Source organism: Sedimentibacter acidaminivorans (assembly GCF_017873955.1).
GTDB classification, from domain to species: Bacteria; Bacillota; Clostridia; order Tissierellales; family Sedimentibacteraceae; genus Sedimentibacter; species Sedimentibacter acidaminivorans.
Map to the genome: position 1 here is coordinate 139,741 of NZ_JAGGKS010000009.1, position 26,853 is coordinate 166,593.

The window sequence follows — 26,853 nt, forward strand, 5'->3', positions numbered from 1 at the left end:
AATATTATGGGAATGACAATGACACAAAAAATCCTTGCAAAGCACGCTGGATTAGAAGAAGTAAATGCAGGTCAATTTATTGAAATGGATTTAGATATAGTTTTAGGTAATGATATAACAACACCTGTAGCAATAAAAGAATTCGAAAAGATGGGTGCTAAAAAAATATATGACAAAGACAAAGTCGTCGTTGTGTTTGACCACTTTGTGCCTGCTAAGGACATCAAATCAGCAGAGCAATGCAAAGTTTCAAGATGTTTTTGCAAGGAACAAGGGGTAACAAATTTCTTTGATGTAGGACAAATGGGAATCGAACATGCATTATTGCCAGAAAAGGGATTGGTTGTTGCTGGTGACACTGTAATTGGAGCGGACTCTCACACATGCACATATGGGGCTTTAGGTGCATTCTCCACAGGTGGAGGTAGCACAGATATGGCAGCTGGAATGGCAACAGGTCAGCTATGGTTTAAGGTCCCTTCAGCTATTAAATTCAATTTGACAGGAAAATTAAATAAATGGGTTAGTGGAAAGGATGTAATTCTTTATATCATAGGTAAAATAGGTGTTGATGGTGCTTTATATAAATCAATGGAATTTACAGGTGAAGGCGTAAAGGAATTATCAATGGATGATAGATTTGCAATATGCAACATGGCAATTGAAGCTGGTGGGAAAAACGGTATTTTTCCTGTAGATGAAAAAACTATAGAGTATATGAAAGAACACTCAACCAAAGAATACACAATATATGAAACTGATAATGATGCTGAATATGATGAAGTTATAGATATTGACTTAAGCACTTTAAAATCAACTGTATCATTCCCACATCTTCCGGAAAATACTAGGTCAATTGACAATGTTGGTAACGTAAAAATTGATCAGGTAGTAATTGGCTCATGTACTAATGGAAGAATTGAAGATATGAGAGTTGCTGCTGAAATATTAAAAGGTCATAAGGTTCATCCAGATGTACGCACAATAATTATTCCAGCAACTCAAGCTATATATAAACAATGTATAACAGAAGGCTTAACAGAAATATTTATAGATGCTGGAGCTGCAGTAAGTACTCCAACATGTGGACCATGTCTAGGTGGATACATGGGAATATTAGCCGAAGGTGAAAAAGCACTTGCAACTACAAACAGAAACTTCATAGGACGTATGGGGCATCCAGGATCAGAAGTATATCTTGCAAGCCCAGCAGTAGCAGCAGCTTCAGCAATAGCTGGTAAAATTGCAGATCCTAATTTCATCTATGGAGGTAACAAATAATGAATGCACAAGGAAAAGTTTTTAAATATGGTGATAATATAGATACAGATGCAATAATTGCTGCAAGATACCTAAATACACCAGACTACAAAGATTTAGCAAGCCATTGCATGCAAGATATTGATACAGTATTTGCTAAAGCGGTAAAAGAAGGAGACATAATCGTAGCCATGAAAAACTTTGGTTGCGGTTCATCTCGTGAGCATGCTCCAATTGCAATAAAGGTTGCAGGTATTTCATGCGTAATAGCTAAAAGTTTCGCACGTATATTTTATAGAAATGCATTTAATATCGGACTTCCAATCCTTGAATGCGAAGAAGCAGCAGATAAAATAGAAGCTGGCGACGAAGTTAGCGTAGACTTCAAAAGCGGAAAAATAACAAATGTTACCAAAAATGAGACTTATCAGGCTGAGCCATTTCCTGATTTTATTCAACAAATAATCAGCAGTGAAGGATTAGTTGGCTACGTTAAAAATAAATTATCTAAATAAAGATATGATGTGGTGTGAGGAACGAATTGTATATGCGTTCTGCTTAAAACATTGAGGAGGAAGAAATGAAATACAAAATAGCAGTAATAAAAGGAGATGGAATCGGACCAGAAATTGTAGATGAAGCCATCAAAGTTTTAAAAAAAATGGGTGAAAAGTACAATCACAACTTTGAATTTACTGAAGTTTTAGCAGGTGGAATTGCAATAGATAAGACAGGAAAAAATCTTCCTGAAGAAACTTTACAAGTATGTAAGGAAAGTGATGCAGTAATACTTGGTGCTGTAGGTGGACCAAAATGGGATAGTCTACCAGGAAATGAACGTCCAGAAAAAGCACTTCTTGCATTAAGAAAAGAATTAAATTTGTATTCAAACATTCGTCCTGCAGTTATGTTTGATATATTAAAAGATACATGCCCTTTAAAGCCTGAAATAGTGGAAGGTGGTATGGATATAGTTATAGTTAGAGAACTAACTGGCGGAATATATTTTGGTAAGAAATTTACTGAAGGAAATTATGCCTGCGATTGTATGGAATACTCGAAATATGAAATCGAAAGAATTGCTCATCAAGCATTTAAAATAGCACAATCACGAAACAAACATGTAACTAGCGTAGATAAGGCTAATGTTCTTGAAACATCAAGACTTTGGAGAAAAACAGTTGAAGAAGTTGCAAAAGATTATCCGGATGTAAAATTAAATCACCTTTACGTTGATAATGCCGCAATGCAGCTTGTAGTAAATCCAAAACAATTTGATGTAATAGTTACAGAAAACATGTTTGGAGATATACTATCAGACGAAGCTAGTATGATAACAGGCTCAATAGGTCTGTTACCATCTGCATCACTAGGAGATAATAATTTTGGTATGTATGAACCAATACATGGCTCTGCACCAGATATTGCAGGTCAAGGCAAAGCTAATCCCATAGCTACCATACTTTCAATTTCAATGATGTTAAAATATACATTTGGTCTTCAATCAGAGTCTGACTGCATTGAAAATGCTGTTAAAAAAACATTATCAGATGGACACAGAACCGCTGATATAGCTAGAAAAGGTGAAAAAATAATTACTACAGTTGAAATGGGTAATATAATTGTAGAAAGTATATGAAAACTATATAAAAAAAGGGAGTTTGTTCTAAATGAACCCTCCCTTTTGAATGCTTACTACAAAATTCAAGCTTCCTCTTTTCCTATCATATTATTCATATTGAGTTAAAGTCATTTGTTCCACTGGTTTCTCTTATATTTTGAGCCTTGATTTATATAGTATTTCAATCTCAAAATTTATCTAAATAATCTATACCTTGCTGAGTTATTCTGTTGCCTGATCTTCCTTTTCGTGTTTCTATATAACCTTTTGTATTTAACCATTCAATTATTGATCTAACCTTAGAATCGCTTATTTTAATACCCTTTTCCTTTAACAAATATGTTAACTGGGTTCTGCCTATTCCATGAAAACGATCAGTATTATCCTTTATAATTTCTAAAATATAATATGTATTATCATACAAAATATATTTTTTTGAATTATTAGTTAGTTTATTTATTATGTAATTTGGGAATTCATCTAATGTTTTATAATAATTTGTAGCGCTTTCTAACTCTCTGACGTTGCCAGGCCAGTTATAACTTAAAATAGCACTTTTTTCTTCATCAGTAATATTGGAATAAGTTTCGCCTGAAAAGTTTTCTAGTAATAGAAATATATCTTCTTTTCGTTCTCTTAGGGCTGGTATTTCTATTGGTATTACATTGAGTCTATAAAATAAGTCGCTTCTAAAATTCTTTTTTTGTACTTCTTCTTCAAGATTTTTATTTGTAGCTACTATAATTCTAACATCAATATTTATAAGCCTGTCACTTCCTATACGCATGATTTGTTTTTCTTGAATTACCCTTAACAGCTGACTTTGAAAGTTAGAAGATATATCACCAATTTCATCTAAAAACAATGTTCCTGTATTAGCTTGTTCAAATAAACCTACTTTTCCGTTTTTTCTTGCCCCTGTAAATGAGCCTCCTTCATATCCAAACAACTCGCTTTCTAATAATGTTTCTGGCAATGCTGCACAATTAACTGCCACAAATGGCATATCTTTTCTATTCGAAAAATTATGAATTGATTGTGCTAAAAGTTCTTTTCCTGTACCGCTTTCACCTTGAATTGATATGGTATAATCTGTTAGAGCAGCTTTTTTTGAAAGTTTTATCAATTGCAACATTTTATTTGATTTGTATATTATATTTTCAAAAGTATACTTTGCAAAAAGACCTTTCTTCATTAGATGGTTTTTTAAACTTATTTCTAATTCTCTTATATCTTTTTCATTTCTTAAAATAATGCTGTATCCAACAATTTGATCCATCAGCATTACATTATTTTTTTCAACTGTGTAATTTTCATCATGGATCTTAATGAATTTGCTTTTTGATTCCATATCAGTTATTTTTTTAAATACTTCTATATCCATAAAACTTTTTATATTTTTTTCGGAATTATTATCTTCAATGTTGAAAGTTTTATTTAACTTTTCATTTGAATAAACTAAATTATAATCACTGTCTGTTAGCAATATTCCTTCATAAGAATTGAAAATAATTTTGTTTAACATTTCACTTTTTAAATAACTATTTAGATAATTGCTTTTAAATGTTGCATTAGGCTCTACTATATCATCCATGTGTTTAATAATATTTCTATTTACGGATTTATAACTAAGCTGTTGTTTTTGCATTATCTTAATAAAAGTATCATAACCAATTTCTCGGTACCCTATATTTATAATGGTTTTAATAAATTTTGGTACCATGTTAGTTTCATCAGGTGTTATAGCTATTTTAATATCACTATAATAATTATTTACATCTAACTTTTCTTCGTAAGGAATAAAGTTAATGTGGCTTATTCCAAGTTCATAAAAGGTATTTGTCGTTTGTATTGTGCTTTCGTAAGAATCATTTACTACTAAAACATCTGTGTTGTTTGGAATATTTCGAATTTCATTGATATATTTTCTGCTTATACCTCTTGTCATAACTACTACGTTGTTAAAATTTTTAATGTGTTTTTTCAAGGGATAAATCATTTGCTCAAATAAAACTAAATATATGTCACCTTCAATTATTTCATGTTCTTTAAGCTCGTTTAAAAAAACATTATTTACTTGTACATATTTTTCGAAAATAGATTCCAAATTACTTTTTAAATATTCTATAACCGGCCAATTTTCTCTATTGTTATAAATCATCGATATTGTTTTCATAAAGTGATACCTCCAATTCCATATCCAAACTAATTATAACATAAATATGGTTAAATAATAGGATTAACTTGCGGAGTTATCCTATTATTTTTATTAATTTAAATATTTAAAATATAAATATCCACTGTTATTAATGTATTTAATATCTTTTATATATGGCACATAAATTGCTAACATATGTATGATGATAAAGTTTATCTACAAATATAAATAATAAATTTTTAAGGAGGTTATAAATGAGTGACAAAGATAGCTTAGTCAGGTTATTAGATTTAGATCCTGAATTTATCATTGACATTAAGTATGCAACAGACAACAATTTTACAAAACAAAGAGTATATAATTTTAATGATTGTTACTTAAACAAGGACACTGCAATATTACTTATTAAAGCAAAGAAAATATTTAAAAAAGATGGGTATAAGGTAAAAGTTTGGGATGCATACAGGCCTATAAGGGCACAAAAGCTATTGTTTGAAATTGTCCCAATTGATGATTTTGTTGCAACTCCACCAGATATGAGAAAACCAATTATTTTTGAATACAGCCATATGAATGGTTTAAGTGTAGATATAACTTTGGTGGATTCAAATGGAAATGAACTTGAAATGCCAACAGAATTTGATGATTTTACGGAAATGGCAGGGCTTGGGTGCGATAAAATACCACCTCAAGCAAGAAAAAATGCTGAATATTTAAAATCGGTTATGGAAAGTGTAGGATTTAAAGCTTATAGAAACGAATGGTGGCATTTTAATGATGTTGTTACAAAAGCTACACCATATTCTGATGTAGAATTTAATTAAGTTTATATTTAAAGTTATATGAAAAATAATTACTAACAAGGAGATATAAAATGAGTGATAAAGTTAAAAATTTAGAGCCTGTTAAATCAGAATTTAAACAAGAAATTGGAGTTTTTGGCGGCGTAAGTATTATTGGCGGTATCATGGTAGGTTCTGGTATATTTTATTTAGGTTCATATGTTTTAATGCGTACAGGCATGAGCTTAGGTCTAGCTTTATTATGCTGGGTAGTTGGTGGAATAGTATCACTGCTTGGAGGATTGTGTTTTGCTGAACTTGGTGCTTCTAGGCCTGTAGCAGGTGGAATGGTTGTTTATTTAAATGAAGCTTATCATCCTATTGTAGGTTTTTTGTTTGGATTTGTTAGCTGGTTACTTAGCGGTGCTGGATCTATTGCAGCAATTGCTGTTGCACTGCCAACTGCCTTAAGAACTTTTTTTGACCTTAGTGATTCGGTAATTAAACTTATAGCAATTGTATTGATTGTAGCTCTTACTGCGTATAATTATTTTGGAGTAAAAAAAGCATCTATATTACAAAATGTTTCAATGGTTGCTAAATTAATTCCAATCGGAATTATTATGTTTGGTGCTTTAATGTTTGGTAAGCAAACACCTGATTTAAGCCTTTTACCTCAAGATGGCAGTGTTGTAAGTTTTGGCAGCATTATAGGTATGATTGCATTTGCTACTGTTGCAACATTGTGGGCATATGAAGGATGGACTAATTTAAATACCGTAGCTGAAGAAATGAAGAACCCTAAAAGAAATTTACCTCTTTCTTTAGTTGTAGCAATTGGAAGTATTTTGGTTTTATATACTTTATTTAACTATTCAATATATAGAGTTTTGCCACATAATGAAATTGTCACTATGATTAATGATGGAAACTACTATCTTGGTACTGAAGTAGCTAAACGTATTTTTGGTAATGTTGGTGGTACAATAGTTCTAGTTGGTATGATAATTTCTATGTTTGGTTCATTAAATGGAATGATACTTGCTTTCCCAAGAACTTATTATGCAATGTCTAAAGAAGGACATTTCTTCAAAAGTTTTGGTAAATTGCATCCTACATACAAAGTTCCATCTTCTGCATTAATAGCACAATGTATAATAGCAGTAATTTTAGTATTATCTAGAAATCTTGATCAATTAACATCAATGGTAGTGTTTACTGGTATGTTATTTAATGTTTTAGTTGTTGGAGCTGTTTTAATTTATCGTAAAAAATATCCTACTTTAGAAAGACCTTATAAAATATTTGCATATCCAGCAACAGTAATTATAACTATATTAATTTTTGCTGGACTTATGATTAACACATTTATTGAAGATCCAGTTACTGCATTAATAGGATTTGTTGTTCCCGCTATTGGTTGTTTCGTTTATTATTACTTTGATAAACAACTAAAAAAGGATAGTAAAGGTATATAACTTTTAATAAATAAAAACATAATAAAATACAAGTTATTTAAGGAGAAATAAAATGATTACTTTATTTAAAAATGGTAACATTCGTACAATGGATTGCATGCATCCAAATGCTGATTGTTTTGTAGTTCAAGACAATAAATTTGCATATGTAGGTACTGAAGATGTTGCCCTTGAATATATCGAAGCAAACAGTAAGGATTTTGAAGAAGTTGACTTAAGTGGACATTGTGTTTTACCAGGTTTTAATGACTCGCATATGCATTTTATACATTTTGCTAAAAGTTTGCGCAGTATAAATTTAGTTGGTACAAAAAGTATTGATGAAATTAAGGAACGCTTAAAGGAAGGTATTAAAAATCGAAAATCAGATGATAAAACTTGGTTTGAAGGCGAAGGATGGAATCATGATTATTTTTTAGATGAAAAAAGATTCCCAAATAAATTTGATTTAGATGAAGTAACTGGTGATGTACCTACACTTATTATGCGTGCTTGCTTCCATATCGGAGTACTTAACAGTGCTGCTATGAAAGCTGTAGGACTAAATAAAGATACTGCATCTAAATATGGTAAGTTAGTTGGACTTTTACCTAATGGAGAACCAGATGGCATCATAAAAGAAAGTTTGTTAGATGATGTTAAAACTGAAATTTCCAGCTTAACATTAGACATTTTAAAGGAAATAATTGTAGCAGCTCAAGATAAAGCTTTTGCTCAAGGACTTACATCAGTACAAAGTGATGATGTAGGGTACACGCCTAACTATGATTATGATTTGCTTTTTCAAGCTTTTCGTGAATTAGACGAGGCTGGTAAGTTAAAAATTCGTGTTGGTGAGCAATGTTTATTACAAAAAACAGAAGCCATTCAAAAATTCTTTGATAAAGGATATAAATATGGTTTTGGCAATGATAAATATCGTGTAACTTGCGTTAAGCTGCTTAGCGATGGCTCTCTAGGTGCACGTACTGCTGCTTTGAGAAATAATTATGCAGATGATGCTAGTACAAATGGTATATCAATGTTTTCTCAAGAAGAATTAAATAAATTAGTGCTGCTTTCTCATAAAAACAATTGTCCTGTTGCAATACATGCTATAGGAGATAGAGCTATTGAAATATCATTGAATGCAATTGAAAATGCTCAACAATTGGATCCAGATCATCATCCTCGACATGGCATTGTACATTGTCAAATTACTGATTATGCTTTGCTAGATCGTCTTGTAGAATTGGATGTGTTAGCTTTTATCCAACCTATATTTATAGACTATGATATGAATATTGTTTATGACAGAGCAGGTGAAGAATTAGCAAAAACATCTTACGCATGGAAAACTATGATTGATAAAGGGATTTATGCATCATTTGGAACTGATTGTCCAGTTGAATCTTTCAATACTATGCCAAATATTTACTCAGCTGTAGCGAGAAAAAATATAACTGGAACTGAGAAGAAAACATATCTTCCTAATGAAAAGCTGAGCATTTATGAAGCAATAAATGCATATACAGTTGAAGGAGCATATGCTTCAGGGGAAGAACAAATAAAGGGAACAATTTCAGTTGGAAAATTAGCAGATTTTATTTTGCTAGATAAAGATTTGTTTAATTTACATTCTGATGAAGAAATTCTTGATACAAATGTAATTGAAACATATGTAGATGGGAATATGGTTTATACAAGTAGATAGAAATAATAAACCCCATGCAATATAGTAAGTATGTTGCATGGTTTCTATGTTTCTTTAACAAGTATTAAATAAGTTAAAATTAAGGAGATTAGATATGGAAAATTGTACAATTTCAATTTCTGATAAAAAGCAAGGTTCATTGGCTGTAGTTGGACATGTAGGGGTAGGTCATGTTCATAGCCATAGTTCATTTGTACAAGATGACTCAGCAGGATTTGCAGTAGTTGCATCTATAATGAAAAAAGCATTAAAAGTTAATACTCGAATTAAATCTGTTACAGGTGACTCTTCTACAGGGACAATAACTGTTAAAACATACGAAGGGGGAATTGGAAGAACATATTCTAGACGTGGATTAACACCTTATGAAATTGAATTATTGAATAGAGTTGTTGATGAAGATGGGATATATACACAAACTGCAGCAATAAAAACTTTTGGAAGAATGTATGGCCAAGGAGTGATGGAAACAGTAGTTTCTCTTCAAGGAGCTATCGCATTATCTGTGCTAGATTCTTTTTATAAAAAAGCTCCTGATAAAGTTTATATAACTACAGATAAGTTTGAAGGATTAATAGATAAAATGGCAGCAACAGTAGTTGATATAAATGGAATTCCTGTTTCACTATTATTAAATATTAATGGTTCCGATGGTGGTATTGGCCCAAATGAAGATAACGAAGGCAATACTTTATTTGGACAAAAAGGTGAATTGATGAAAATGTTAGGGATGGACAAGGTTCCTAATATCATTGTTGAGAGTAAAGCATGCATACCAGATATGGCTAAAAACATTCCGATGAATACATTTTTATTTCGTGCCCAAGATGAAATTGACAATTTGTCTGTTGCTAATGCATTAGTAGATGCAGCTGAATATTTAGATATTCCTTATATACTTAAAACAGATTCACTGCCTTTAGTAAAAGGTCAACTTGAAAAAGCTACAAAGGATTTTGCTGAAAAAATAGTAAGCTTAGGTGAATGTTTAAAATTATCTGATACTTCCAAAGATAAGGTGTCTTACATAGCTGAAATAGCAAAGTTAATAAGCGAAGACGCTGGAGGCATAAGTTTTATGTCAAATAGCCTCCATGAAGTGGTAAGGTCAGCTGGAATAGTGCCAGGCACCGCAGCTATTATTTCTTTATTAGTACCTCAAGAATATATAAATTATTGGAAAATTCCTATTTTGGATCAAGAAGATGTTTCGAAATATTTAGAAATAATTTTACTAGCTATCACAAAAATATATTTTAAATAAGAAAAGAAAATAAATAAACCTCATGATAATTGTTGAGCAAACGAGCTTGTCAAGTTAAATGCTTACTACAAAATACAAGCTTCTTCTCTTCCTATCATATCATTCATATTTACTGCAGTTACTATTCCTTCAGTTATTACCTCTGACATTTCATATATAAAAGACAATCTCGTATCTTGTACCAAATTATAAAAATCTTTATCATTAGAATCCACTATTCCAATTATAGATAAATCGCCTATTTCAGGCAATATTTTCCCGATGCCTTTTCCAGGCGTTATTGGGCCTTCTCTTACTTCAACTATTCCTTGGCTTTTCTTTGAACTCAAACAAGCATCTATAGCAATCACATTATCATAATTTTTACTTTTTATAGTTTTTATATACTCATTCATATTAATTGCATGAACAGGTTTATCCAAAGTTCCATATATGTCAATTTCTATATTTTCCTTTGTAAGCATAGTTCCTACTAAAGGGCCTAAACTGTCAACTATGCATTTATCAGTTCCTATACAAATAATTGCCGTGTTGCTACGTATATGTTCTGCTAAATAATGACCTATTTTTATTGCTGCAAAACTGTTTTTGTAATGAACTTCGATCGGATTCAAAAAAAACACCCCCTATGTATACTAGTATATACAAGTAGGGGGTATATTATTCTCTATTTAAACCTTGAAAGGTTTAATTTGCAGACAAATTATCCTACTACAACAGCTGTTCCAGAGGCTGTAACCATGAGCATGTTATTTGCTTGACCTAATACCTCATAATCAATATCTACGCCTACAACTGCATTAGCACCCATACTACTAGCCCTTTTCTTCATTTCTTCAATTGCATTTTCTCTAGCTTCTATTAATTCTCCTTCATAAGAACCTGACCTGCCACCAAAAAAATTAGTAAGTCCTGCAGCAAAATCTTTAATAAAGTCTACTCCCGATATAACCTCACCAAATACAATACCTTTGTATTCAGTGATTTTTTTACCTTCCAAAGATGGTGTTGTTGAAATAATCATAATAATCCTCCTGTAAAATTATTTTTTTTATTCTATGTTATTTATATCATAGTCAAATACTATTTTTTCATAATTATCATATTTATTTTCTATTGCATTGTTACGCAATACCAAATATAATTCAGCTTCTGTTGCAAATACATATGGATATACAAATAATATTCCTACACCTAAAGCTAATGCACCTAAAAGAAACCAGCCAATAAAAGATAAATCTAAAATAAAGATATCAAATTTATGTCCTTCTGTCATATCCATACTTAATTTAATTGCATCTTTAGACCCTATGATAGGATTATCCGCCAAAATATAGGGTACCATCCTATATTCATAATATTTAATTATACCTGGTATAATTAGCAACAAAGTCCATAGTGCATTATAAATAGCCTTGCGAATCATTGTACCAACTATATAACTATAATTTGGCCCCGTAAATGCAAAATTAAAGCAATTTTTGCTATCCATATATCTTGCAGATTGAACGAAATATTTTCTCCCACCAATTTCTAGTGAAAATCCAATCAAAATACGAAAGGCTAACGTTGCCAAGACAAGTCCAATTATTATAATAAAAAATTCTCGGTTATCTAATGAATAATTAGTAATTTCATCAATTGCATGTCTAAGAAAACCTCTAGAACTAGCTCTGTGTTCATTTACTTTATAATTAATTTCATCTCCATTAATTGACGCTATAACAATTACTATACTAATCAAAAAAGACTTCCAATAATTTATTGCTAAAACTGCCTTTGCCCTAGATTTTAATTCCTCTCTAGTCCACACTAATATGTTCCCCCTTAAATTCTTTGAAATTATTACTATATCAAATCATTATAACATAATTATTCTCAATATCATTTGTAATTTAATCTATTCTTTGGAACTATATTTTCGCAAGGAACAGCAACTTGACATTTTCCACAGCCATATCTAGGATTGTGTTCTTCAAAAATACTATCCAAAAATTCAGAACATTTAATATGGTCTTTTCCATTTTCAATTGATATAGCACCAGCTGGACAATTCTTTGAACACACCCCACACATAGAACAATATTCATAAATATCATCATAGTTTTTTTCACAAGGTTCCAAATATAATTCGGTAACTATACTGCCCAATCTCCCAGCCATACCTTTTCTAGTTATAATACCTTTAGAAAGTCCAAATGTTCCTAATCCACAAATAAATGCAACATGTCTCTCAGACCAATTGCTTGAAAAAGATGACTCTATTTTATCACTTTTTGTACTTGACCAAAATTTATTATCTAAAGCTGGAACAACACTATCAAATCCAGCTTCTTTTAACTTTGAATTTAAATATCTACAAAAACTGTTTAAAAATACTTGACCTTCAATACGCCCATGAAGCCAACCTGCTGATGGCCATATCATATCTATTTTATTACTTTCCCTAACTGCTTCGCTAAAAGGCAAAAAGAAAGAAACCACAGTCCTTGCTCCTGGCAACCATTCTTTAGGTAATATAAAATGTTCACCTATTACTGATGTTTCCTTAAGTACTTTAAAATTATTATCATCTGCACTTCCAAAAGCAAAAATAGGTTCTTCAAAAATTTTCATTCCCATTAAATTTTCTGATATTGCATTTTTTTCTGATATGTAATTTCCCTCTGATTTTTCAATGAAATCTGATGTAATCTTTATTATTTCTGATTTTAACATTAGAACCATCCCCTAATTTTTTTAATATACATTACAAGATATCATATCATAAAGCAAGCCAGAAACGGCTTGCATCACAACGATTCAATAAATACATCAAGACAAAGACGAATATCTTTGTTTCATTAATTGTGTTTATTATATCATATAAACTTAAAATAGGAAACAAATTACCCCTTATGACATCTTTATAATTATTAATATAATACCATATATTATATATTATGACTTACCTTTGTTGCATAGAAAACACAAAAAAACACTTCCTAATGTAATTATAAAGATAGGAAATGTTATTTTAATATGCCAAATTTTCGACAGTTCTTGTATGTTTTTATTTATATAAATAAGATTTCTCTTGCTTCATCTGGTGTAGCTATTTCACCTCTTAGCAAAATAGCCATTTTTATTTGTGTTACTCTATTAATTGGTATATTAACCAGAAGTATGTTTTAAAACAAAGTTTATTTAATATTTATCAGGGAAAATTTCTCTTTTAAGATTTATACGTTGTTATTTAAAAAATATTCAATTTAATTTACTGCTTATTCATTTATAATTTAACTTTCTACCGAAAGTGCCCAAAGATAAAGTGAAGCAACCGATCCATAGGGAGAATATCTTTTCTTATAACGCTCAAATTGTGTTTTAGTTAGTTCCTTGTGATGATATAAATTACACATCCCTCTTCTTATTGCAAGATCTCCCCAGCTTACGACATTTGGTCTTTGCATAGAAAAAATCATCAACATTTCGGCTGTCCAGATTCCGATTCCATGAAGTGCTGATAGTTCTTTAATTATTTCATCATCAGATAGGTTATGAAATTCATCAACGTTTAATTCCCCACCATAAACCTTTTCACCAATGTTCTTTATGTAGGACGCTTTTCTGACACTCATACCACATTTTTGTATGTCATTTATATCTGCCTCAACTATTGATTTAGGTGTGACTTCTCCAACAAGGCTGCAAAGTCTACCCCACACAGTAGCTGCCGCTTTGTTAGAAATTTGTTGACTTACAATACTACTTACAAGTGCAGTAAATAAATCTGGGGTTACCTCCCGTTCAATTTTTCCAATCCTATCAATGGCAATTGATAACTTTTTATCTTTTTTTTTTAAATAATTAATTTCCATTTCGCCATACATAAATATTTCCACTATAATACTCCTTAAACAAGTTCTTTAACTTCTAATTAAATCAGTATTCAATAAATAATTTATTCATCACTACACTTTTTAATGAAATTTGCTATATTGTTTTCTTCTTCTCTCACATTTACATTTAGTCTTCCTAATCTATCACATAATCCTAAAAGAGCAACTTCAAAGATATTTGCTTGCTGCTTCATAGTTTTAATATCTGCAAATGGTAAATTCTTTACAACATGTAGAATTTGCATATGCCACCTAACTAAAACTGACACATCTTCAATAAATTTATCTTCCGTAGTAAATTCCCTTAAGAAATCTTTCGCTAAATTAGCACCTATTTTATCATGGTCATAGGATGTAATTTTACCTTTTCGATTTTTAGTAGTACTTGGTTTTCCTATATCATGTAATAAAGCAGCCCACATAAAAACTTTCTCATTATTACTTTTAGCTTTATTTTTTGATGCATGATCTATTACTAGCATTGTATGATTCCAGACGTTGCCCTCTGGATGATGTTTCGGAGATTGCTCAGCCTCTTTTAATTTATATAATAGTTGAAGAGGATACTGTTGAAAAAAATTCATGTTCACTATGCTATTTAAATAGTTTGATGGTTCTTCATCATTTAACAAGTGATAACTCATTTCATTAAAAATGTCCTCTTTAGAACGTTCTGAATTAATTTCAATTTTTTTATTTTTAGTATTAATTGTCATGTAATTCTCCTTAATATAATTAATTTAATAGTTCCATTTATTAAGTAGAATGCCACTGCACTATAAAATTATACTTTTATATTATTACACTCGGTATCATAATAATTATAGCAAACTATCGATTAGTTTATTTGTAAATTCTTTTATAAGTTCTATCGTAATATTAATTTCTTCTTGTGTAATATAATCAAGATGAATTCCGCAAGTTACAACAACAGTTTTATTTAATTTAGATGAAAGATCATTAGATACAACCCTCGCTACTTCATCATCCTTATGTCCAACTAAGTTTAAAACAGAAGTTGTGGCACTAACAACACTTGTATCTGACAAGCTAGGTCTTGGGACGCTTATAGTTACACATCCTATATGGGGGCTCTCTCCACCGGATATTATTACACATAAATCCTCGCCAATTAAAAAAGCCTTCATATTTAATTTTATTCTATCTCTTTCTAAATTAAATTCATACATACTTAAACCTCTTCACCCCATCTTTTAAAACCGTGTACCTCGATACCGAATTTATCCAAAATTTTCGCAACAATATGTTTATTCATATCTTCAATACTTAAAGGTTTATTGTAATAAGTTACCATTGGAGGTATAATCATCGCTCCAGCCTGAGCTAATGTTAGCATGTTCTTTAGATGAATTACACTTAAAGGGCTTTCTCTTGAAACTACAACTAATCTTCGTCCTTCTTTTATGGTAACATCTGCTGCTCTTAGTAACAAATTATCAGAATATCCACTTGCAACACCAGCAATAGTTTTCATACTGCATGGAATTATAACCATACCTTCTGTTTTAAAAGTTCCGCTAGCTAAGCTATCGCCAATATTATATATATTATAGACCTTATCAGCTAGTTTTTCTACTTCTTCAATTGTGTATTCGGTTTCGTCTCTTATTGTTAGCTCTGCACCTTTCGAAATAACTAAATGAGTTTCCCAATCTGAGAATCCCTTCATCGTTTCTAATAAATTTATACCTAATATGGCACCACTTGCTCCACTTATTCCAACAACTAGTCTTTTTTTATTCATTTGATTTTCCAAAACAATCCCGTAACTTTAATATAATATGTATCTTTCATACTTGCTTTCTCCATTCCTCAATGATTTATATAAGTATATTATCTTTTTTACGTATGTTTAAGCCTTTCAATCTTGCTTTGTGTTCATACATAGCTCTATCTGCTTGCATAATTATATCATAAATACTTGCACTTTGTTCTTTGGTATATTTAGCATATCCATATGCAAATATTATTTTAACTATATTTTTTTTATTAAATTCATTTGAAAATGCTTCCAATTCTCCTAATGCTTTATCAATTATTTCATTGGAAACATTGAAGCAAATAACACAAAATTCATCACCACCAAGTCTATACGGCTCACCTATATTTTTAAAACTTTGTTTTAAAATTTTTGCGGCATTATAAATTGCATTATCACCAAATTTATGTCCTAAATTATCATTTATTTTCTTAAAGTCATTTAAATCAAACATTATTATAGTAATATTATTATAACTTTTTTGATATTTTTCTATTTCTTTTTCAAATGTTTCTCTATTCTTAATTCCACTTATCGTATCATACTTAAATTGTAACTCTCTAAGAAAAATATAAAATATTAACAATGTTAATGCTACACTTCCCCATATTATAAGAAGCCCAGGAAAGATAGTTTGCAAAATTGTTGAAAATATTGGTATTGTAAAGAGAAAATTCAAAAATATCTTATCATCATTATCAAACACTAAATTATTTTTTGCTAAATTTATTATCAAAATTAAATAATAAATCATACCTATTATTGTAGTTATGTAGAAAAAGTTTCCTCTAACATATTGGCTCTGATTATTGAAATAAAAAAGCCAACCCGTTCTATAACTTAAAACACTTATTAAGGCATTAATTAATAATGGAATAGCCATAATTATACTATTCCTATCAATTTTCTCCTTGATAAATAATATAAATATATATGGAACTAATGGAGACATTGAAAATCCAATAGCATTAACAATTTTATTTAATATTAATACATTATTTATATTTGAAGACTCAAGTAAAATAGTTGTAATTTCTAAAAGCAATAAAATAATTGTAACTGCTGACGCATATAAGTAAATTTTCGTTTTATAACTATCAACTATAGTATTACGAACTGCTAAATTTATTGTAAAACAAAGTGCAATAATTCCAAGAACATTTGTGCTGATTGAAAAATTCATATAAAATCAGTCCTCTCAAATTAATTTTATTTCTAGTAATTAAAGCTGTTAAAAAGAATAAGTAAAATTTATTATATTTGTCTAATGATAAATAGTGTTATCTTACATTTAAAATTTTAATAAATATACAATATAATTATACTACAATTAAGTATACATTTCTACCATTTTAAATATAGATAAAACAAAAATCTTCTACTACAGAAGATTTTTTGCTCCAAAAATTATAATTCTATGTCGTCACAACTTTGTGAATTTGAAGTTGTAAAATAGTTCATCACATTCAAATAGTCAATCCTTAAATACCCTTTTATCTTTTAAGTTCGCTAATTAAGTTTACCATCTCAATTGCTGTACAAGCTGCATCATATCCTTTGTTCCCTGCTTTTGTACCAGCTCTTTCAATTGCTTGTTCAATCGTATCAGTTGTTAATACTCCAAATATAACAGGTATGCCCGATTCTAGCGAAACATGAGCTATACCTTTTGTTACTTCACTTGAAACATAATCAAAATGAGGAGTTGAACCTTTGATTACAGCTCCTACACAGATTACTGCACTATATTTATTTAAACCAACCATTGTTTTTGCAATCAAAGGTATTTCAAAAGCACCTGGAACCCATGAAATTTCTATATCATCTTCTGATACACCATGCCTTTTTAATGCATCTAATGCCCCTGAAAGAAGCTTTCCACCAATAAATTCATTAAATCTACCAACAACTATCCCATATTTTTTATTATTTGATACTAATTTACCTTCATAAATTCTCATTTATTTGTCCTCCTTAAATTTCAATTCATGTCCCATCTTCTCTTTTTTAGTTCTTAGGTAAAATTCATTTTTTTCATTATGATTTAATTGAATATTTTCTTTGTCTACAATATCAATCCCAAAACCAGATAATCCTATTATCTTCTTCGGGTTATTTGTCAATAATTTTACTTTTCTTAATCCAAGATCATAAAGTATTTGTGCACCAATCCCATAATCTCTTAAATCATCTTTAAACCCTAACGCAATATTTGCTTCCACTGTATCAAGTCCTTTATCTTGGAGAGCATAAGCTTTTATTTTATTAATTAAACCTATCCCTCTTCCTTCTTGTCTCATATACAAAAGCACTCCACGACCTTCTTTTTGAATTCTCTTAACAGCTTCGGCAAATTGCTCTCCACAATCACATCTTGAAGAACCAAAAGCATCTCCAGTTAAACACTCAGAATGTACACGAACCAATACAGGTTCATCAGTAGCAATATCACCTTTAACTAGTGCAACATGATGTTCACCATTCAATTTATTTACATATCCAACAATTTTAAAATCACCATATTTAGTAGGTAATTCGGCAGTAGCTGCTCTTTCAACGAGAACTTCCTTTTTTCTCTTATATTCAACTAAATCTTTAATAGTTATCATCTTAAGGTTATGTTTTTTAGCATAATTGATTAAATTCGGTACTCTAGCCATCGTTCCGTCTTCATTCATTATTTCACATATTACACCAGCTGGACAAAATCCAGCCAATCTTGCAAGATCTACAGAAGCTTCAGTATGACCCGTTCTCTCTAAAACTCCACCATCCTTTGCTACAAGGGGGAAAATATGCCCAGGTCTATTAAAGTCATTTTCCTTTGCATCTTTTTCTAATAGATGTTTGATTGTTTCTGCTCTTTCAAAAGCGGAAATTCCTGTAGTAGACCTTACTGAGTCAACAGACACAGTAAATGCTGTATTTTTGGGATCAGTATTTTTATATACCATATTACTTATGTTTAATTCATCTAATCTTTCTTTCAACATAGGGACACAAATAAGACCTCTACCATACTTAGCCATAAAGTTTATTGCTTCAGGTGTAACCTTTTCTGCTGCCATAAGCAAATCGCCTTCATTTTCCCTATCTTCATCGTCTACCACTATTATCATTTTTCCTTCTCTTAAATCACCTATCGCTTCATCAATTATATTAAACATTTCATCCTCCTAGATGTCTTTATAAAAAACCATTTTCTTCTAAAAAATTCATATTAATTGTATCTTCCTTAACTTCTTTAAAGGTTAAAAATCTTTCAATATACTTTCCTACAATGTCACATTCCAGATTTACTTCATCTCCAACTTTTTTCTTTAATAAAATTGTCTCTTCTTTTGTTATTGGAATTATTGAAACTCTTAAAAAATTATCAACTACTTCAACAACTGTTAAACTTGTGCCATCAATTGCAATTGAGCCTTTTGGTATAATATATTTTATAACTTCTACATTAGTTTCAATAATTACCCATGTTGCATTATCTTCAACTTTAAAATCTCTTATAACACCTGTTCCATCAACATGTCCGGAAACAATATGACCTCCAAGTCTATCATTTACTTTCAGAGCTCTTTCAAGATTAACTAAACTACCTGGTCTTAACTTTCCAAGATTTGTTTTTCGCATTGTCTCAGGCATAACGTCAACTGTAAAAGTATTGTTAGTGAAACTTGTAACAGTTAAACAAACACCATTGGTACTAATGCTGTCACCTATCTTTATATTTTCAAGAATCTTACTAGCTTTCAAAGTAAGTTTCATGGATTTTTCTCCATTAACTGATCCTTCCATTGTCCCTATTTCTTCTACTAATCCCGTAAACATATTAACTCATCTCCTCTCTGGTATATGCTTCTATCATAATATCTTCGTCAAAATTACTTATTTGAATATCATGTAATATAACTGCATCGGTAAGTCTTTCAAATCCATCTCCTCCAATAGAAGTTTTCGCATCTTTTCCACCTATAATCTTTGGTGCTAAAAATGTAATAACCTTGTCTACAAGACATTCCTTGACAACAGAAAAGTTTAATGTTGACCCACCTTCGACCAGCACGCTGTCTATACATTTTTGCCCTAAATAATCAAATAGATATTTGAGATCTACTCTATATTCTTTCATAGGCGCTACAACTACTTCTACACCTTCAATATTTTTTAATTTCTCTATTTTTTTACTATCTGCATTCTTAGTAGTTGCTATAATTGTGTTCTTAGGTGAATTTATATTTAATACTTTTGATTTTAATGGTATTCTCAAAGATGAATCCACAATAATTCTTGTAGCATCTATCCCGCCATGTTCTAATCTAGTTGTCAATGATGGATTATCAGATATTATTGTGTTAACTCCTACCATTATTCCCGAAACTTGATTTCTTAATTCATGCACATAACTTCTAGATTTTTCATTAGTTATCCACATTGATTCGCCAGTTTTTGTGGCAATTTTTCCATCAATGGTCATTGCTGTTTTAAGTATACAAAATGGTTTTTTATCTCTTATATACTTTAAGAAAATTTCATTTACTTTTCTTGCTTCTTTTTCAAGGATACCTATAACAACTTCTATTCCGTTCTTCCTAAGAATTTCTATTCCTTTGCCTGCAACTTTAGGATTGGGATCTATCATAGAAATTACAACTTTAGATATTTTTTTACTCACTAATAAATCTACACAAGGAGGTGTTTTCCCATAATGTGAACAAGGCTCTAAAGTCACGTATATAGTAGCACCTTCGACATCCTCCTTTGCACTTTTAATTGCATTTACTTCTGCATGTGGACCTCCATAATATTCATGGTATCCTTCCCCAATTATTTTTCCATCTTTAACTATAACAGCTCCAACCAAAGGGTTTGGGCTTGTTTTTCCAATGCCATTCAAAGATAAATCCAAAGCTCTTTTCATATAAACATTATCCATATTTACCTCCGTAAAACAAAAATAGGTTCTGAAATAAAACTTCAGAACCTATTACTATTCAATATAACAAATATACTAAATCATTTGTTAATTTCTTCTCCCATCCAGACTTTACTGTCGGTCTTGGAATTACACCAAGTCAACCACAATTGTGGTTCGTGGACTTTACCACCGGTCGGGAATTTCACCCTGCCCTGAAGATTTATTCAATTTTATGTAAGTATAATACTTCTTAAAATAAAAGTCAAATATTTTTTTAAACTATTTCATAAACTCAATTTAAACATATAAAACGTAACTAATATTATATACTAACATTAATTTTGCTTAACTTCTTATATAAATATCTACTTTTCTTTGATTCTTCACCCTTTCCCATAATTAAATTATACCACATTTTTAAATAATCAAACAACTAATCTCAAGAAAATACAAATAATTCAAATTTTATACTTGACAATACTATTCTATTGTACTATATTTAAGTGGACTAGGGGTGCCTAATGAGTTAGGCTGAGAGGAAACTATGTAATGTTTTAAACCCTGAAGCGGTGAAAACTGCTTTGCACCTGATCCAGATAATGCTGGCGTAGGGATGTATATATAATTGCTTGCAGGGCCTTTTAGCAAATGTACATACACATACCTCTCCGGTAATTGGAGAGGTATTTTTTATTAAAAAAGGAGGAAATAAAATGAATGCAAATGTAGCAATTCAAGTTTTACCACATGTTAGTACAGATGAGGAAGTTATAAAAATCGTTGATGAGGTAATTAATTATATCAAAAGCACAGGATTTACATATTATGTAGGTCCATGCGAAACAGCTATTGAGGGAGATTACGAAGAATTAATGGAAGTAGTTAAAAATTGTCATTATATAGCAATTAAAGCTGGTTGTCCAAAAGTAGCTTCTTATGTAAAAATTAGCTTTGCACCAGAGGGCGGTGTACTTACAATTGACAAAAAAGTTACAAAACATCATAAATAAAATATCGCCGATATTAGCGATATCAATAATATTAATTGTGTGGCAGATACTTTCATCAACTGGAATAGTTCCAAAATTTATGCTTCCATCTCCAGCTGATGTAGTAATGGCATTCATTAATGATTTTGGACTTCTAATGTCCCATGCAAAAACAACACTTTCAGAAGCTTTCTTAGGATTATCAATTGGTATATTGTTTGGATTTATTGTAGCAGTAATTATGGACAGATTTCAGGTTGCCTATAGAGCAATCTATCCAGTTCTAGTTATTACACAAACAGTTCCTACAGTAGCAATTGCTCCCCTATTAGTGCTTTGGATGGGGTATGGAATACTTCCTAAAATTACGTTAATTGTCATTACATCATTTTTCCCAATTACAATTGGACTATTAGATGGATTCCGTTCCACCGATAATGATGCCCTAAATCTCATGCGATCAATGGGTGCAAATAGAATGCAACGTTTTTTTCACATTAAACTTCCAAGCTCTTTGAGTCATTTTTTTGCAGGACTAAGAATTTCGGTATCTTATTCTGTAATTGGTGCAGTAGTTGCAGAATGGCTGGGTGGTTTTAGTGGACTAGGTGTTTACATGACAAGAGTGAGAAAATCCTATTCGTTTGATAAAATGTTTGCTGTAATATTTTTTATTTCGCTAATTAGTTTATTATTAGTTTTAGCTGTAACATTTATACAAAAATCAACAATGCCATGGGAAAGAAAAGAATCTATAAAAAATTAAGAAAAAAAGAGGTATTAAATTAATGAAAAAGATAATATGTATATTGTTAATAGCTGTTTTAGCATTAACATCATGCTCAGGAAAAGAAAATAATCAAGGTTCAACTGGAACTTCTGATAATAAGGAAAAAGTACGAATTGTTCTTGACTGGACCCCTAATACAAACCATACTGGATTATATGTTGCACAAGCAAAAGGATTCTTTGATACAGCAGGATTTGAAGTAGAAATTATGCAGCCACCAGAAGGAAGTACGACATCTTTAATTGGATCTGGTGGAGCAGAGTTTGGTATTAGTTTTCAAGATACATTAGCACCTGCTTTTGCATCTGATAATCCTATGCCAGTTACAACTGTAGCAACTATTATTCAACACAATACTTCTGGAATAGTATCTTTAAAAGATACCGGTATTGATACTCCATCTAAATTAGCTGGTCACTCATATGCTACATGGGATTCACCAATTGAGCTTGCAATTATAAAAAAGATTGTGGAAGATGATGGTGGAAGTTTTGATGATATTAAATTAATTCCAAATACAGTAACTGATGTAGTAACTGCGCTTCAAACAGATATAGAATCAGTTTGGGTATACTATGCTTGGGACGGAATTGCAACAGAAGTTGCAAATCTTGATACAAACTATTTAAATTTTGCAGACTTTGGCAAAGAACTCGACTACTATAATCCAGTTATTATAGCAAATAATGATTATCTTAAAAACAATCCAGACCAAGCTAAAAAAGTATTAAATGCAATAAAACAAGGTTATGAATATGCCATAGAAAATCCTGATGAAGCAGCTGACATATTGTTGGAAGAAGTGCCTGAATTGGACGAAAAGCTTGTAAAAGCTAGTCAAAACTGGTTAGCAGGACAATATAAAGCAGAGGTTGAACAATGGGGTTACATTGACCCAGCTAGATGGGATGCTTTCTATGCTTGGTTGTTTGAAAATGGTTTGATAGAAAAGGAAATACCTGCTGGAACAGGCTTTACTAACGAATTTTTATCAGAATAATTTTAAAATTGAAAGGATTTATATATGAAAAAGCTAACCGCTAATAATATCACTGTCAGCTATGATGGAATAAAAATTATAGAAGATATTTCTATTGAATTAAATAAATATGAAATTGTATGCCTTTTAGGTATAAGCGGTGGTGGAAAAACTACATTATTCAATGTTATTTCAGGTTTATTAGTTCCTGATACTGGAAATGTTATATTAGATGGAGAAAATATTACTGGTCAAGCTGGAAAAACCAGTTACATGCTTCAAAAAGATTTGCTTCTACCTTTTAAAACAATTATAGATAATGTTTCTCTTCCTTTATTAATTAAAGGAATGAAAAAACAGACAGCAAGAGAAACTGCTTCGAAATACTTTGATGAGTTTGGTTTATCTGGAACTAACAAGAAGTACCCTCATCAATTATCAGGTGGAATGAGGCAAAGGGCAGCATTACTTAGAACATATTTATTTTCAAACAAAGTCGCATTGCTAGATGAACCATTTAGTGCGCTTGATACAATTACAAAAAGTAGTATGCACCAGTGGTATTTAGATATAATGGAACAAATTAAGCTTTCAACGCTATTCATTACTCATGATATTGATGAAGCTATTTTATTATCAGATCGAATTTACATTTTGTCTGGAAAACCTGGGAAAATAGTAGATGAAATTAAAATTAAAGAATCAAAACCTAGAAATAAAGATTTTATTGTAAGCGAAGAGTTTATGAACTATAAAAGACATATTTTAAAAGTATTAGAACAATAAAACAACTAAAAAGCAGTAAAGATATGGAGTATATCTTTACTGCTTTTTAATTATACCAATATATCACATAATGTAAATTGACCTAATAATTAGAGCATAAAGTAATTATCATTATAAGCAACGGTAACCTTTATCAAAATTCTACATAAAATACAAGAAAATTGTAAAGCAAAAGGAGGCCTCATGCATTTTCAATATGATGCTGCCATAATCGGCGGTGATCTAAGACAAATTTATTTAGCTTATATTTTAGAAAAAAACGGTTATAAGATAATCACTTTTGGACTAAATTATATTATTCCGAACTTTAACCTAAACTTTACAAGCTCTTACGAACAAGCAATGTCATCAAGCAATACAATTATTTCACCTATTCCTTTTTCAAGAGATAAAATTTATATTACTGGTCTAGAAAATAATACTTCTAATGATAATAATAAGTTATCTGTAGAAGCATTTTTAAAAAACCTACAACATGATCATTATTTAATTGGAGGTAATATTTATAATGAAGTTATTGATATCTGCTCAAATGAGAACATCCCCTACTTTGATTTAATGAAAAACGAAGATATTGCACTACTAAATGCAATCGCAACAGCAGAAGGTACTATAGCAGAGGCAATATATAAAAGTAGCATTAATCTTCACAATAGTAATGCTTTAGTTTTAGGTTATGGCAAATGCGGAAAAGTATTAGCATCAAAATTACAAGCAATTGGGGTTAACGTCACAGTTGCCGCTAGAAAAAAAAATGCATTAGTAGAAGCATATACTAATTGCATCGAAGGCATAAAACTTTATAAGATAAAATCAGAAATCAAAAATTTTAATTTTATTTTCAATACAGTACCCTCTCTTATCTTGGATGAAAAACTGCTTTTATCTATATCTCCCGAAACTACAATTATAGATATTGCATCCCAACCTGGTGGAGTTGATTATGAAACAGCAAAAAATCTTAATTTAAATGCACATTTATGCTTAGGTATTCCAGGTAAAATATCACCAAAGTCTTCTGCTGAAATTTTAGCAGATGTTATTTTGCCAATCTTAAAAGAAAGGAAAGATTAAATTGATATTATCAGGTAAAAATATAGGAATTGGTATTACTGGTTCCTTTTGTACTTTTGATAAAATAATACCCCAAATTGTAAAATTAGTTGAACAAGGAGCAAATGTATATCCAGTTTTATCTAGCAATGCAAAGTCTATTGACAGTAGATTTGGAGATGCAAAAGATTTTATTGAAATAATATTTGATATTACAAGAAATAAATTAATTACTACAATTGAAGATGCAGAACCAATAGGTCCAAATAATATGTTTGATATTTTTTTAATAGCGCCCTGTACTGGTAACACAATGGCAAAGCTAAGTAGTGGAATAACTGATACCCCTGTTTTAATGGCGGCCAAATCTCACCTTAGAGTCAATAAGCCTGTTATAATTTCTATTTCAACAAATGATGCACTTGGATTGAATTTTAAAAATATAGCTAACCTCTACAATACAAAAAATATTTTTTTTGTTCCATTTGGGCAAGATAACTACAAAACAAAACCTAATTCAATGGTAGCTAATATTGATAAAATCGTTCCAACATTAGAAATGGCTTTAGAAGGTAAACAGATTCAACCTGTTATTTGTTAGTATACGCATATTTTAAGTAATCGCTGTAATTCAATTATTGAGTTTACAGTGATTTTACTGTTTTCCCAAATATTCTATTGTTTATTTTATTAATATACTATATAATCATAGCTAGATAGCAGTTGAAATTAGGGGGTATATTTTGAATGATTTTTTTGCAAGAACCATTAAATTAATACTTGGATTATTTCTTTATGCTCTTGGATTGGTATTCAGCATCAATGCAAATATTGGTCTTGCACCATGGGATGCCTTCACAATTGGTGTATCTCGTGTATCTGGTATGTCATATGGAATAGTTAGCATTATCACCGGCATCTTAATTCTGTTTATCGTTGTGAAATTTTTAAAAGAAAAAATCGGTATAGGCACTATTTTAAACACTGTACTTATAGGTGTATTTGTAGATATACTACAGTACTCAAATTTAATACCTTACATGACCAATTTTTTTCTAGGGATATTAATGCTCTTATGCGGACAATTTGTTGTTAGTTTAGCATCGTACTTCTATATAAGTACAGGTTTTGGTTGTGGCCCTAGAGATTCACTGATGGTTGGACTTAGCAAAAAGTTTACAAGTATTCCAATTGGTGCTATACGTGGAGGAATAGAAGGAACTGTTCTTCTAATAGGATGGTTTCTAGGCGCTAAAGTCGGATTAGGAACAGTCATTGCAGTTTTTGGAATGGGTTTTATCATTCAAACTACTTTTAAGTTATTAAATTTTGATGTTAAATCTATAGTTCATGAAAGTATATTTCAAACAGCAATAAATTTTAAATTATATTTATGTAAAGTTGAACCTAAATAATATATA

The 26,853-nt window shown here is 30.5% G+C and carries 28 protein-coding genes and 2 riboswitches; of the genes, 14 read left to right on the top strand and 14 right to left on the bottom strand.

Features of this window, described 5'->3' with window-relative positions:
* Nucleotides 1-6 precede the first annotated feature (6 nt).
* The 3 genes from leuC (at nt 7) to leuB (ending at nt 2,899) form a co-directional block, all read left to right on the top strand.
* Nucleotides 7-1,281 carry a 3-isopropylmalate dehydratase large subunit gene (gene leuC / locus J2Z76_RS14175; protein ID WP_209512730.1) on the top strand — a complete coding sequence of 425 codons (1,275 nt, stop codon included), beginning with the start codon at nt 7-9 and terminating at the stop codon, nt 1,279-1,281.
* Nucleotides 1,281-1,775: a 3-isopropylmalate dehydratase small subunit gene (gene leuD, locus J2Z76_RS14180; RefSeq protein WP_209512731.1), complete on the top strand. Its 495-nt coding sequence runs from the start codon at nt 1,281-1,283 to the stop codon at nt 1,773-1,775. Before leuC ends, leuD begins: the two co-directional genes overlap by 1 nt.
* Before the next feature lie 65 nt (nt 1,776-1,840).
* On the top strand, nt 1,841-2,899 hold the full coding sequence (gene leuB, locus J2Z76_RS14185) for a 3-isopropylmalate dehydrogenase (protein ID WP_209512732.1): 1,059 nt from the start codon (nt 1,841-1,843) through the stop codon (nt 2,897-2,899).
* A 169-nt stretch (nt 2,900-3,068) separates the two neighbouring features.
* Here leuB and J2Z76_RS14190 read toward each other — a convergent pair whose 3' ends face one another.
* The gene (locus J2Z76_RS14190; protein ID WP_209512733.1) at nt 3,069-5,057 is read right to left on the bottom strand and encodes a sigma-54 interaction domain-containing protein; all 1,989 of its coding nucleotides are present in this window, start codon (nt 5,055-5,057) and stop codon (nt 3,069-3,071) included.
* Between the two features lie 236 nt (nt 5,058-5,293).
* Here J2Z76_RS14190 and J2Z76_RS14195 point away from each other — a divergent pair, with 236 nt between their 5' ends.
* The 4 genes from J2Z76_RS14195 to J2Z76_RS14210 all read left to right on the top strand — a co-directional run bounded on the left by J2Z76_RS14195 (nt 5,294) and on the right by J2Z76_RS14210 (nt 10,256).
* Nucleotides 5,294-5,863 (top strand): M15 family metallopeptidase, encoded by a 570-nt coding sequence (locus J2Z76_RS14195; protein ID WP_209512734.1) that lies wholly within the window; start codon nt 5,294-5,296, stop codon nt 5,861-5,863.
* 50 nt (nt 5,864-5,913) lie between these two features.
* Nucleotides 5,914-7,299 carry an APC family permease gene (locus tag J2Z76_RS14200; RefSeq protein ID WP_209512735.1) on the top strand — a complete coding sequence of 462 codons (1,386 nt, stop codon included), beginning with the start codon at nt 5,914-5,916 and terminating at the stop codon, nt 7,297-7,299.
* Between the two features lie 52 nt (nt 7,300-7,351).
* Nucleotides 7,352-8,992, top strand: a complete 1,641-nt coding sequence (locus J2Z76_RS14205) for an amidohydrolase (RefSeq protein WP_209512736.1) — start codon at nt 7,352-7,354, stop codon at nt 8,990-8,992.
* Between the two features lie 94 nt (nt 8,993-9,086).
* On the top strand, nt 9,087-10,256 hold the full coding sequence (locus tag J2Z76_RS14210) for a hypothetical protein (RefSeq protein WP_209512737.1): 1,170 nt from the start codon (nt 9,087-9,089) through the stop codon (nt 10,254-10,256).
* 65 nt (nt 10,257-10,321) lie between these two features.
* On the opposite strand, the gene yyaC is transcribed toward J2Z76_RS14210, so the two are convergent.
* The 13 genes from yyaC to ribD all read right to left on the bottom strand — a co-directional run bounded on the left by yyaC (nt 10,322) and on the right by ribD (nt 20,853).
* Nucleotides 10,322-10,870, bottom strand: coding sequence for a spore protease YyaC (gene yyaC, locus J2Z76_RS14215; protein WP_209512738.1), 549 nt, complete (start codon nt 10,868-10,870; stop codon nt 10,322-10,324).
* Nucleotides 10,871-10,959: 89 nt separating this feature from the next.
* Complete coding sequence (locus J2Z76_RS14220) at nt 10,960-11,280, bottom strand: putative heavy metal-binding protein (protein WP_209512739.1); 321 nt, start codon at nt 11,278-11,280, stop codon at nt 10,960-10,962.
* A gap of 27 nt (nt 11,281-11,307) precedes the next feature.
* Entirely contained in the window at nt 11,308-12,069 is a 762-nt protein-coding gene (locus tag J2Z76_RS17020; RefSeq protein ID WP_209512740.1) for a DUF975 family protein, read from the bottom strand.
* A gap of 71 nt (nt 12,070-12,140) precedes the next feature.
* Nucleotides 12,141-12,974, bottom strand: a complete 834-nt coding sequence (locus J2Z76_RS14230) for a 4Fe-4S binding protein (RefSeq protein WP_209512741.1) — start codon at nt 12,972-12,974, stop codon at nt 12,141-12,143.
* A 560-nt stretch (nt 12,975-13,534) separates the two neighbouring features.
* Nucleotides 13,535-14,140 (bottom strand): DNA-3-methyladenine glycosylase family protein, encoded by a 606-nt coding sequence (locus J2Z76_RS14235; protein ID WP_209512742.1) that lies wholly within the window; start codon nt 14,138-14,140, stop codon nt 13,535-13,537.
* A gap of 59 nt (nt 14,141-14,199) precedes the next feature.
* A complete protein-coding gene (locus J2Z76_RS14240; protein ID WP_209512743.1) occupies nt 14,200-14,853 on the bottom strand; it encodes an HDIG domain-containing metalloprotein in 654 nt (217 codons plus the stop codon).
* A 105-nt stretch (nt 14,854-14,958) separates the two neighbouring features.
* Nucleotides 14,959-15,327 (bottom strand): prenylated flavin chaperone LpdD, encoded by a 369-nt coding sequence (gene lpdD, locus J2Z76_RS14245; protein ID WP_209512744.1) that lies wholly within the window; start codon nt 15,325-15,327, stop codon nt 14,959-14,961.
* A 2-nt stretch (nt 15,328-15,329) separates the two neighbouring features.
* The gene (locus J2Z76_RS14250) at nt 15,330-15,902 is read right to left on the bottom strand and encodes a UbiX family flavin prenyltransferase (RefSeq protein ID WP_209512745.1); all 573 of its coding nucleotides are present in this window, start codon (nt 15,900-15,902) and stop codon (nt 15,330-15,332) included.
* Nucleotides 15,903-15,978: 76 nt separating this feature from the next.
* On the bottom strand, nt 15,979-17,100 hold the full coding sequence (locus J2Z76_RS14255) for a GGDEF domain-containing protein (protein WP_209512746.1): 1,122 nt from the start codon (nt 17,098-17,100) through the stop codon (nt 15,979-15,981).
* Between the two features lie 310 nt (nt 17,101-17,410).
* Nucleotides 17,411-17,878 carry a 6,7-dimethyl-8-ribityllumazine synthase gene (gene ribH / locus J2Z76_RS14260; RefSeq protein ID WP_209512747.1) on the bottom strand — a complete coding sequence of 156 codons (468 nt, stop codon included), beginning with the start codon at nt 17,876-17,878 and terminating at the stop codon, nt 17,411-17,413.
* Nucleotides 17,879-19,084, bottom strand: coding sequence for a bifunctional 3,4-dihydroxy-2-butanone-4-phosphate synthase/GTP cyclohydrolase II (locus J2Z76_RS14265; protein ID WP_209512748.1), 1,206 nt, complete (start codon nt 19,082-19,084; stop codon nt 17,879-17,881). It abuts the gene before it with no gap.
* Between the two features lie 19 nt (nt 19,085-19,103).
* Nucleotides 19,104-19,748 (bottom strand): riboflavin synthase, encoded by a 645-nt coding sequence (locus J2Z76_RS14270; protein WP_209512749.1) that lies wholly within the window; start codon nt 19,746-19,748, stop codon nt 19,104-19,106.
* 1 nt (nt 19,749) lies between these two features.
* Nucleotides 19,750-20,853, bottom strand: a complete 1,104-nt coding sequence (gene ribD / locus J2Z76_RS14275) for a bifunctional diaminohydroxyphosphoribosylaminopyrimidine deaminase/5-amino-6-(5-phosphoribosylamino)uracil reductase RibD (protein ID WP_209512750.1) — start codon at nt 20,851-20,853, stop codon at nt 19,750-19,752.
* A gap of 88 nt (nt 20,854-20,941) precedes the next feature.
* Nucleotides 20,942-21,059: riboswitch (FMN riboswitch) on the bottom strand.
* Nucleotides 21,060-21,335: 276 nt separating this feature from the next.
* Nucleotides 21,336-21,466: riboswitch (TPP riboswitch) on the top strand.
* An 82-nt stretch (nt 21,467-21,548) separates the two neighbouring features.
* Here ribD and J2Z76_RS14280 point away from each other — a divergent pair.
* The 7 genes from J2Z76_RS14280 (at nt 21,549) to J2Z76_RS14310 (ending at nt 26,847) form a co-directional block, all read left to right on the top strand.
* The gene (locus J2Z76_RS14280) at nt 21,549-21,845 is read left to right on the top strand and encodes a thiamine-binding protein (protein ID WP_209512751.1); all 297 of its coding nucleotides are present in this window, start codon (nt 21,549-21,551) and stop codon (nt 21,843-21,845) included.
* Nucleotides 21,814-22,590 carry an ABC transporter permease gene (locus J2Z76_RS14285; RefSeq protein WP_209512752.1) on the top strand — a complete coding sequence of 259 codons (777 nt, stop codon included), beginning with the start codon at nt 21,814-21,816 and terminating at the stop codon, nt 22,588-22,590. Before J2Z76_RS14280 ends, J2Z76_RS14285 begins: the two co-directional genes overlap by 32 nt.
* A 22-nt stretch (nt 22,591-22,612) precedes the next feature.
* Nucleotides 22,613-23,614, top strand: a complete 1,002-nt coding sequence (locus tag J2Z76_RS14290) for an ABC transporter substrate-binding protein (protein ID WP_209512753.1) — start codon at nt 22,613-22,615, stop codon at nt 23,612-23,614.
* Between the two features lie 24 nt (nt 23,615-23,638).
* Nucleotides 23,639-24,379 (top strand): ABC transporter ATP-binding protein, encoded by a 741-nt coding sequence (locus J2Z76_RS14295; protein WP_209512754.1) that lies wholly within the window; start codon nt 23,639-23,641, stop codon nt 24,377-24,379.
* Nucleotides 24,380-24,562: 183 nt separating this feature from the next.
* Nucleotides 24,563-25,453, top strand: coding sequence for a dipicolinate synthase subunit DpsA (gene dpsA, locus J2Z76_RS14300; protein WP_209512755.1), 891 nt, complete (start codon nt 24,563-24,565; stop codon nt 25,451-25,453).
* A 1-nt stretch (nt 25,454) separates the two neighbouring features.
* Nucleotides 25,455-26,033: a dipicolinate synthase subunit B gene (locus J2Z76_RS14305; protein WP_209512756.1), complete on the top strand. Its 579-nt coding sequence runs from the start codon at nt 25,455-25,457 to the stop codon at nt 26,031-26,033.
* A 142-nt stretch (nt 26,034-26,175) separates the two neighbouring features.
* On the top strand, nt 26,176-26,847 hold the full coding sequence (locus J2Z76_RS14310; RefSeq protein ID WP_209512757.1) for a YczE/YyaS/YitT family protein: 672 nt from the start codon (nt 26,176-26,178) through the stop codon (nt 26,845-26,847).
* The last annotated feature ends 6 nt before the right edge of the window (nt 26,848-26,853 follow it).

Bases quoted from the DNA above. Each gene is read 5' to 3' on its own strand.
- J2Z76_RS14270 (WP_209512749.1), bottom strand. From the start codon at position 19,748: ATGTTTACGGGATTAGTAGAAGAAATAGGGACAATGGAAGGATCAGTT.
- leuC (WP_209512730.1), top strand. From the start codon at position 7: ATGGGAATGACAATGACACAAAAAATCCTTGCAAAGCACGCTGGATTA.
- J2Z76_RS14290 (WP_209512753.1), top strand. From the start codon at position 22,613: ATGAAAAAGATAATATGTATATTGTTAATAGCTGTTTTAGCATTAACA.
- ribH (WP_209512747.1), bottom strand. From the start codon at position 17,878: ATGAGAATTTATGAAGGTAAATTAGTATCAAATAATAAAAAATATGGG.
- J2Z76_RS14205 (WP_209512736.1), top strand. From the start codon at position 7,352: ATGATTACTTTATTTAAAAATGGTAACATTCGTACAATGGATTGCATG.
- J2Z76_RS14200 (WP_209512735.1), top strand. From the start codon at position 5,914: ATGAGTGATAAAGTTAAAAATTTAGAGCCTGTTAAATCAGAATTTAAA.
- J2Z76_RS14280 (WP_209512751.1), top strand. From the start codon at position 21,549: ATGAATGCAAATGTAGCAATTCAAGTTTTACCACATGTTAGTACAGAT.
- J2Z76_RS14210 (WP_209512737.1), top strand. From the start codon at position 9,087: ATGGAAAATTGTACAATTTCAATTTCTGATAAAAAGCAAGGTTCATTG.
- leuB (WP_209512732.1), top strand. From the start codon at position 1,841: ATGAAATACAAAATAGCAGTAATAAAAGGAGATGGAATCGGACCAGAA.
- J2Z76_RS14265 (WP_209512748.1), bottom strand. From the start codon at position 19,084: ATGTTTAATATAATTGATGAAGCGATAGGTGATTTAAGAGAAGGAAAA.
- J2Z76_RS14195 (WP_209512734.1), top strand. From the start codon at position 5,294: ATGAGTGACAAAGATAGCTTAGTCAGGTTATTAGATTTAGATCCTGAA.
- dpsA (WP_209512755.1), top strand. From the start codon at position 24,563: ATGCATTTTCAATATGATGCTGCCATAATCGGCGGTGATCTAAGACAA.
- J2Z76_RS14190 (WP_209512733.1), bottom strand. From the start codon at position 5,057: ATGAAAACAATATCGATGATTTATAACAATAGAGAAAATTGGCCGGTT.
- J2Z76_RS14240 (WP_209512743.1), bottom strand. From the start codon at position 14,853: ATGACAATTAATACTAAAAATAAAAAAATTGAAATTAATTCAGAACGT.
- J2Z76_RS14295 (WP_209512754.1), top strand. From the start codon at position 23,639: ATGAAAAAGCTAACCGCTAATAATATCACTGTCAGCTATGATGGAATA.
- J2Z76_RS14230 (WP_209512741.1), bottom strand. From the start codon at position 12,974: ATGTTAAAATCAGAAATAATAAAGATTACATCAGATTTCATTGAAAAA.
- J2Z76_RS14255 (WP_209512746.1), bottom strand. From the start codon at position 17,100: ATGAATTTTTCAATCAGCACAAATGTTCTTGGAATTATTGCACTTTGT.
- leuD (WP_209512731.1), top strand. From the start codon at position 1,281: ATGAATGCACAAGGAAAAGTTTTTAAATATGGTGATAATATAGATACA.
- ribD (WP_209512750.1), bottom strand. From the start codon at position 20,853: ATGGATAATGTTTATATGAAAAGAGCTTTGGATTTATCTTTGAATGGC.
- lpdD (WP_209512744.1), bottom strand. From the start codon at position 15,327: ATGTATGAATTTAATTTAGAAAGAGATAGAATAAAATTAAATATGAAG.
- J2Z76_RS14250 (WP_209512745.1), bottom strand. From the start codon at position 15,902: ATGAATAAAAAAAGACTAGTTGTTGGAATAAGTGGAGCAAGTGGTGCC.
- J2Z76_RS14220 (WP_209512739.1), bottom strand. From the start codon at position 11,280: ATGATTATTTCAACAACACCATCTTTGGAAGGTAAAAAAATCACTGAA.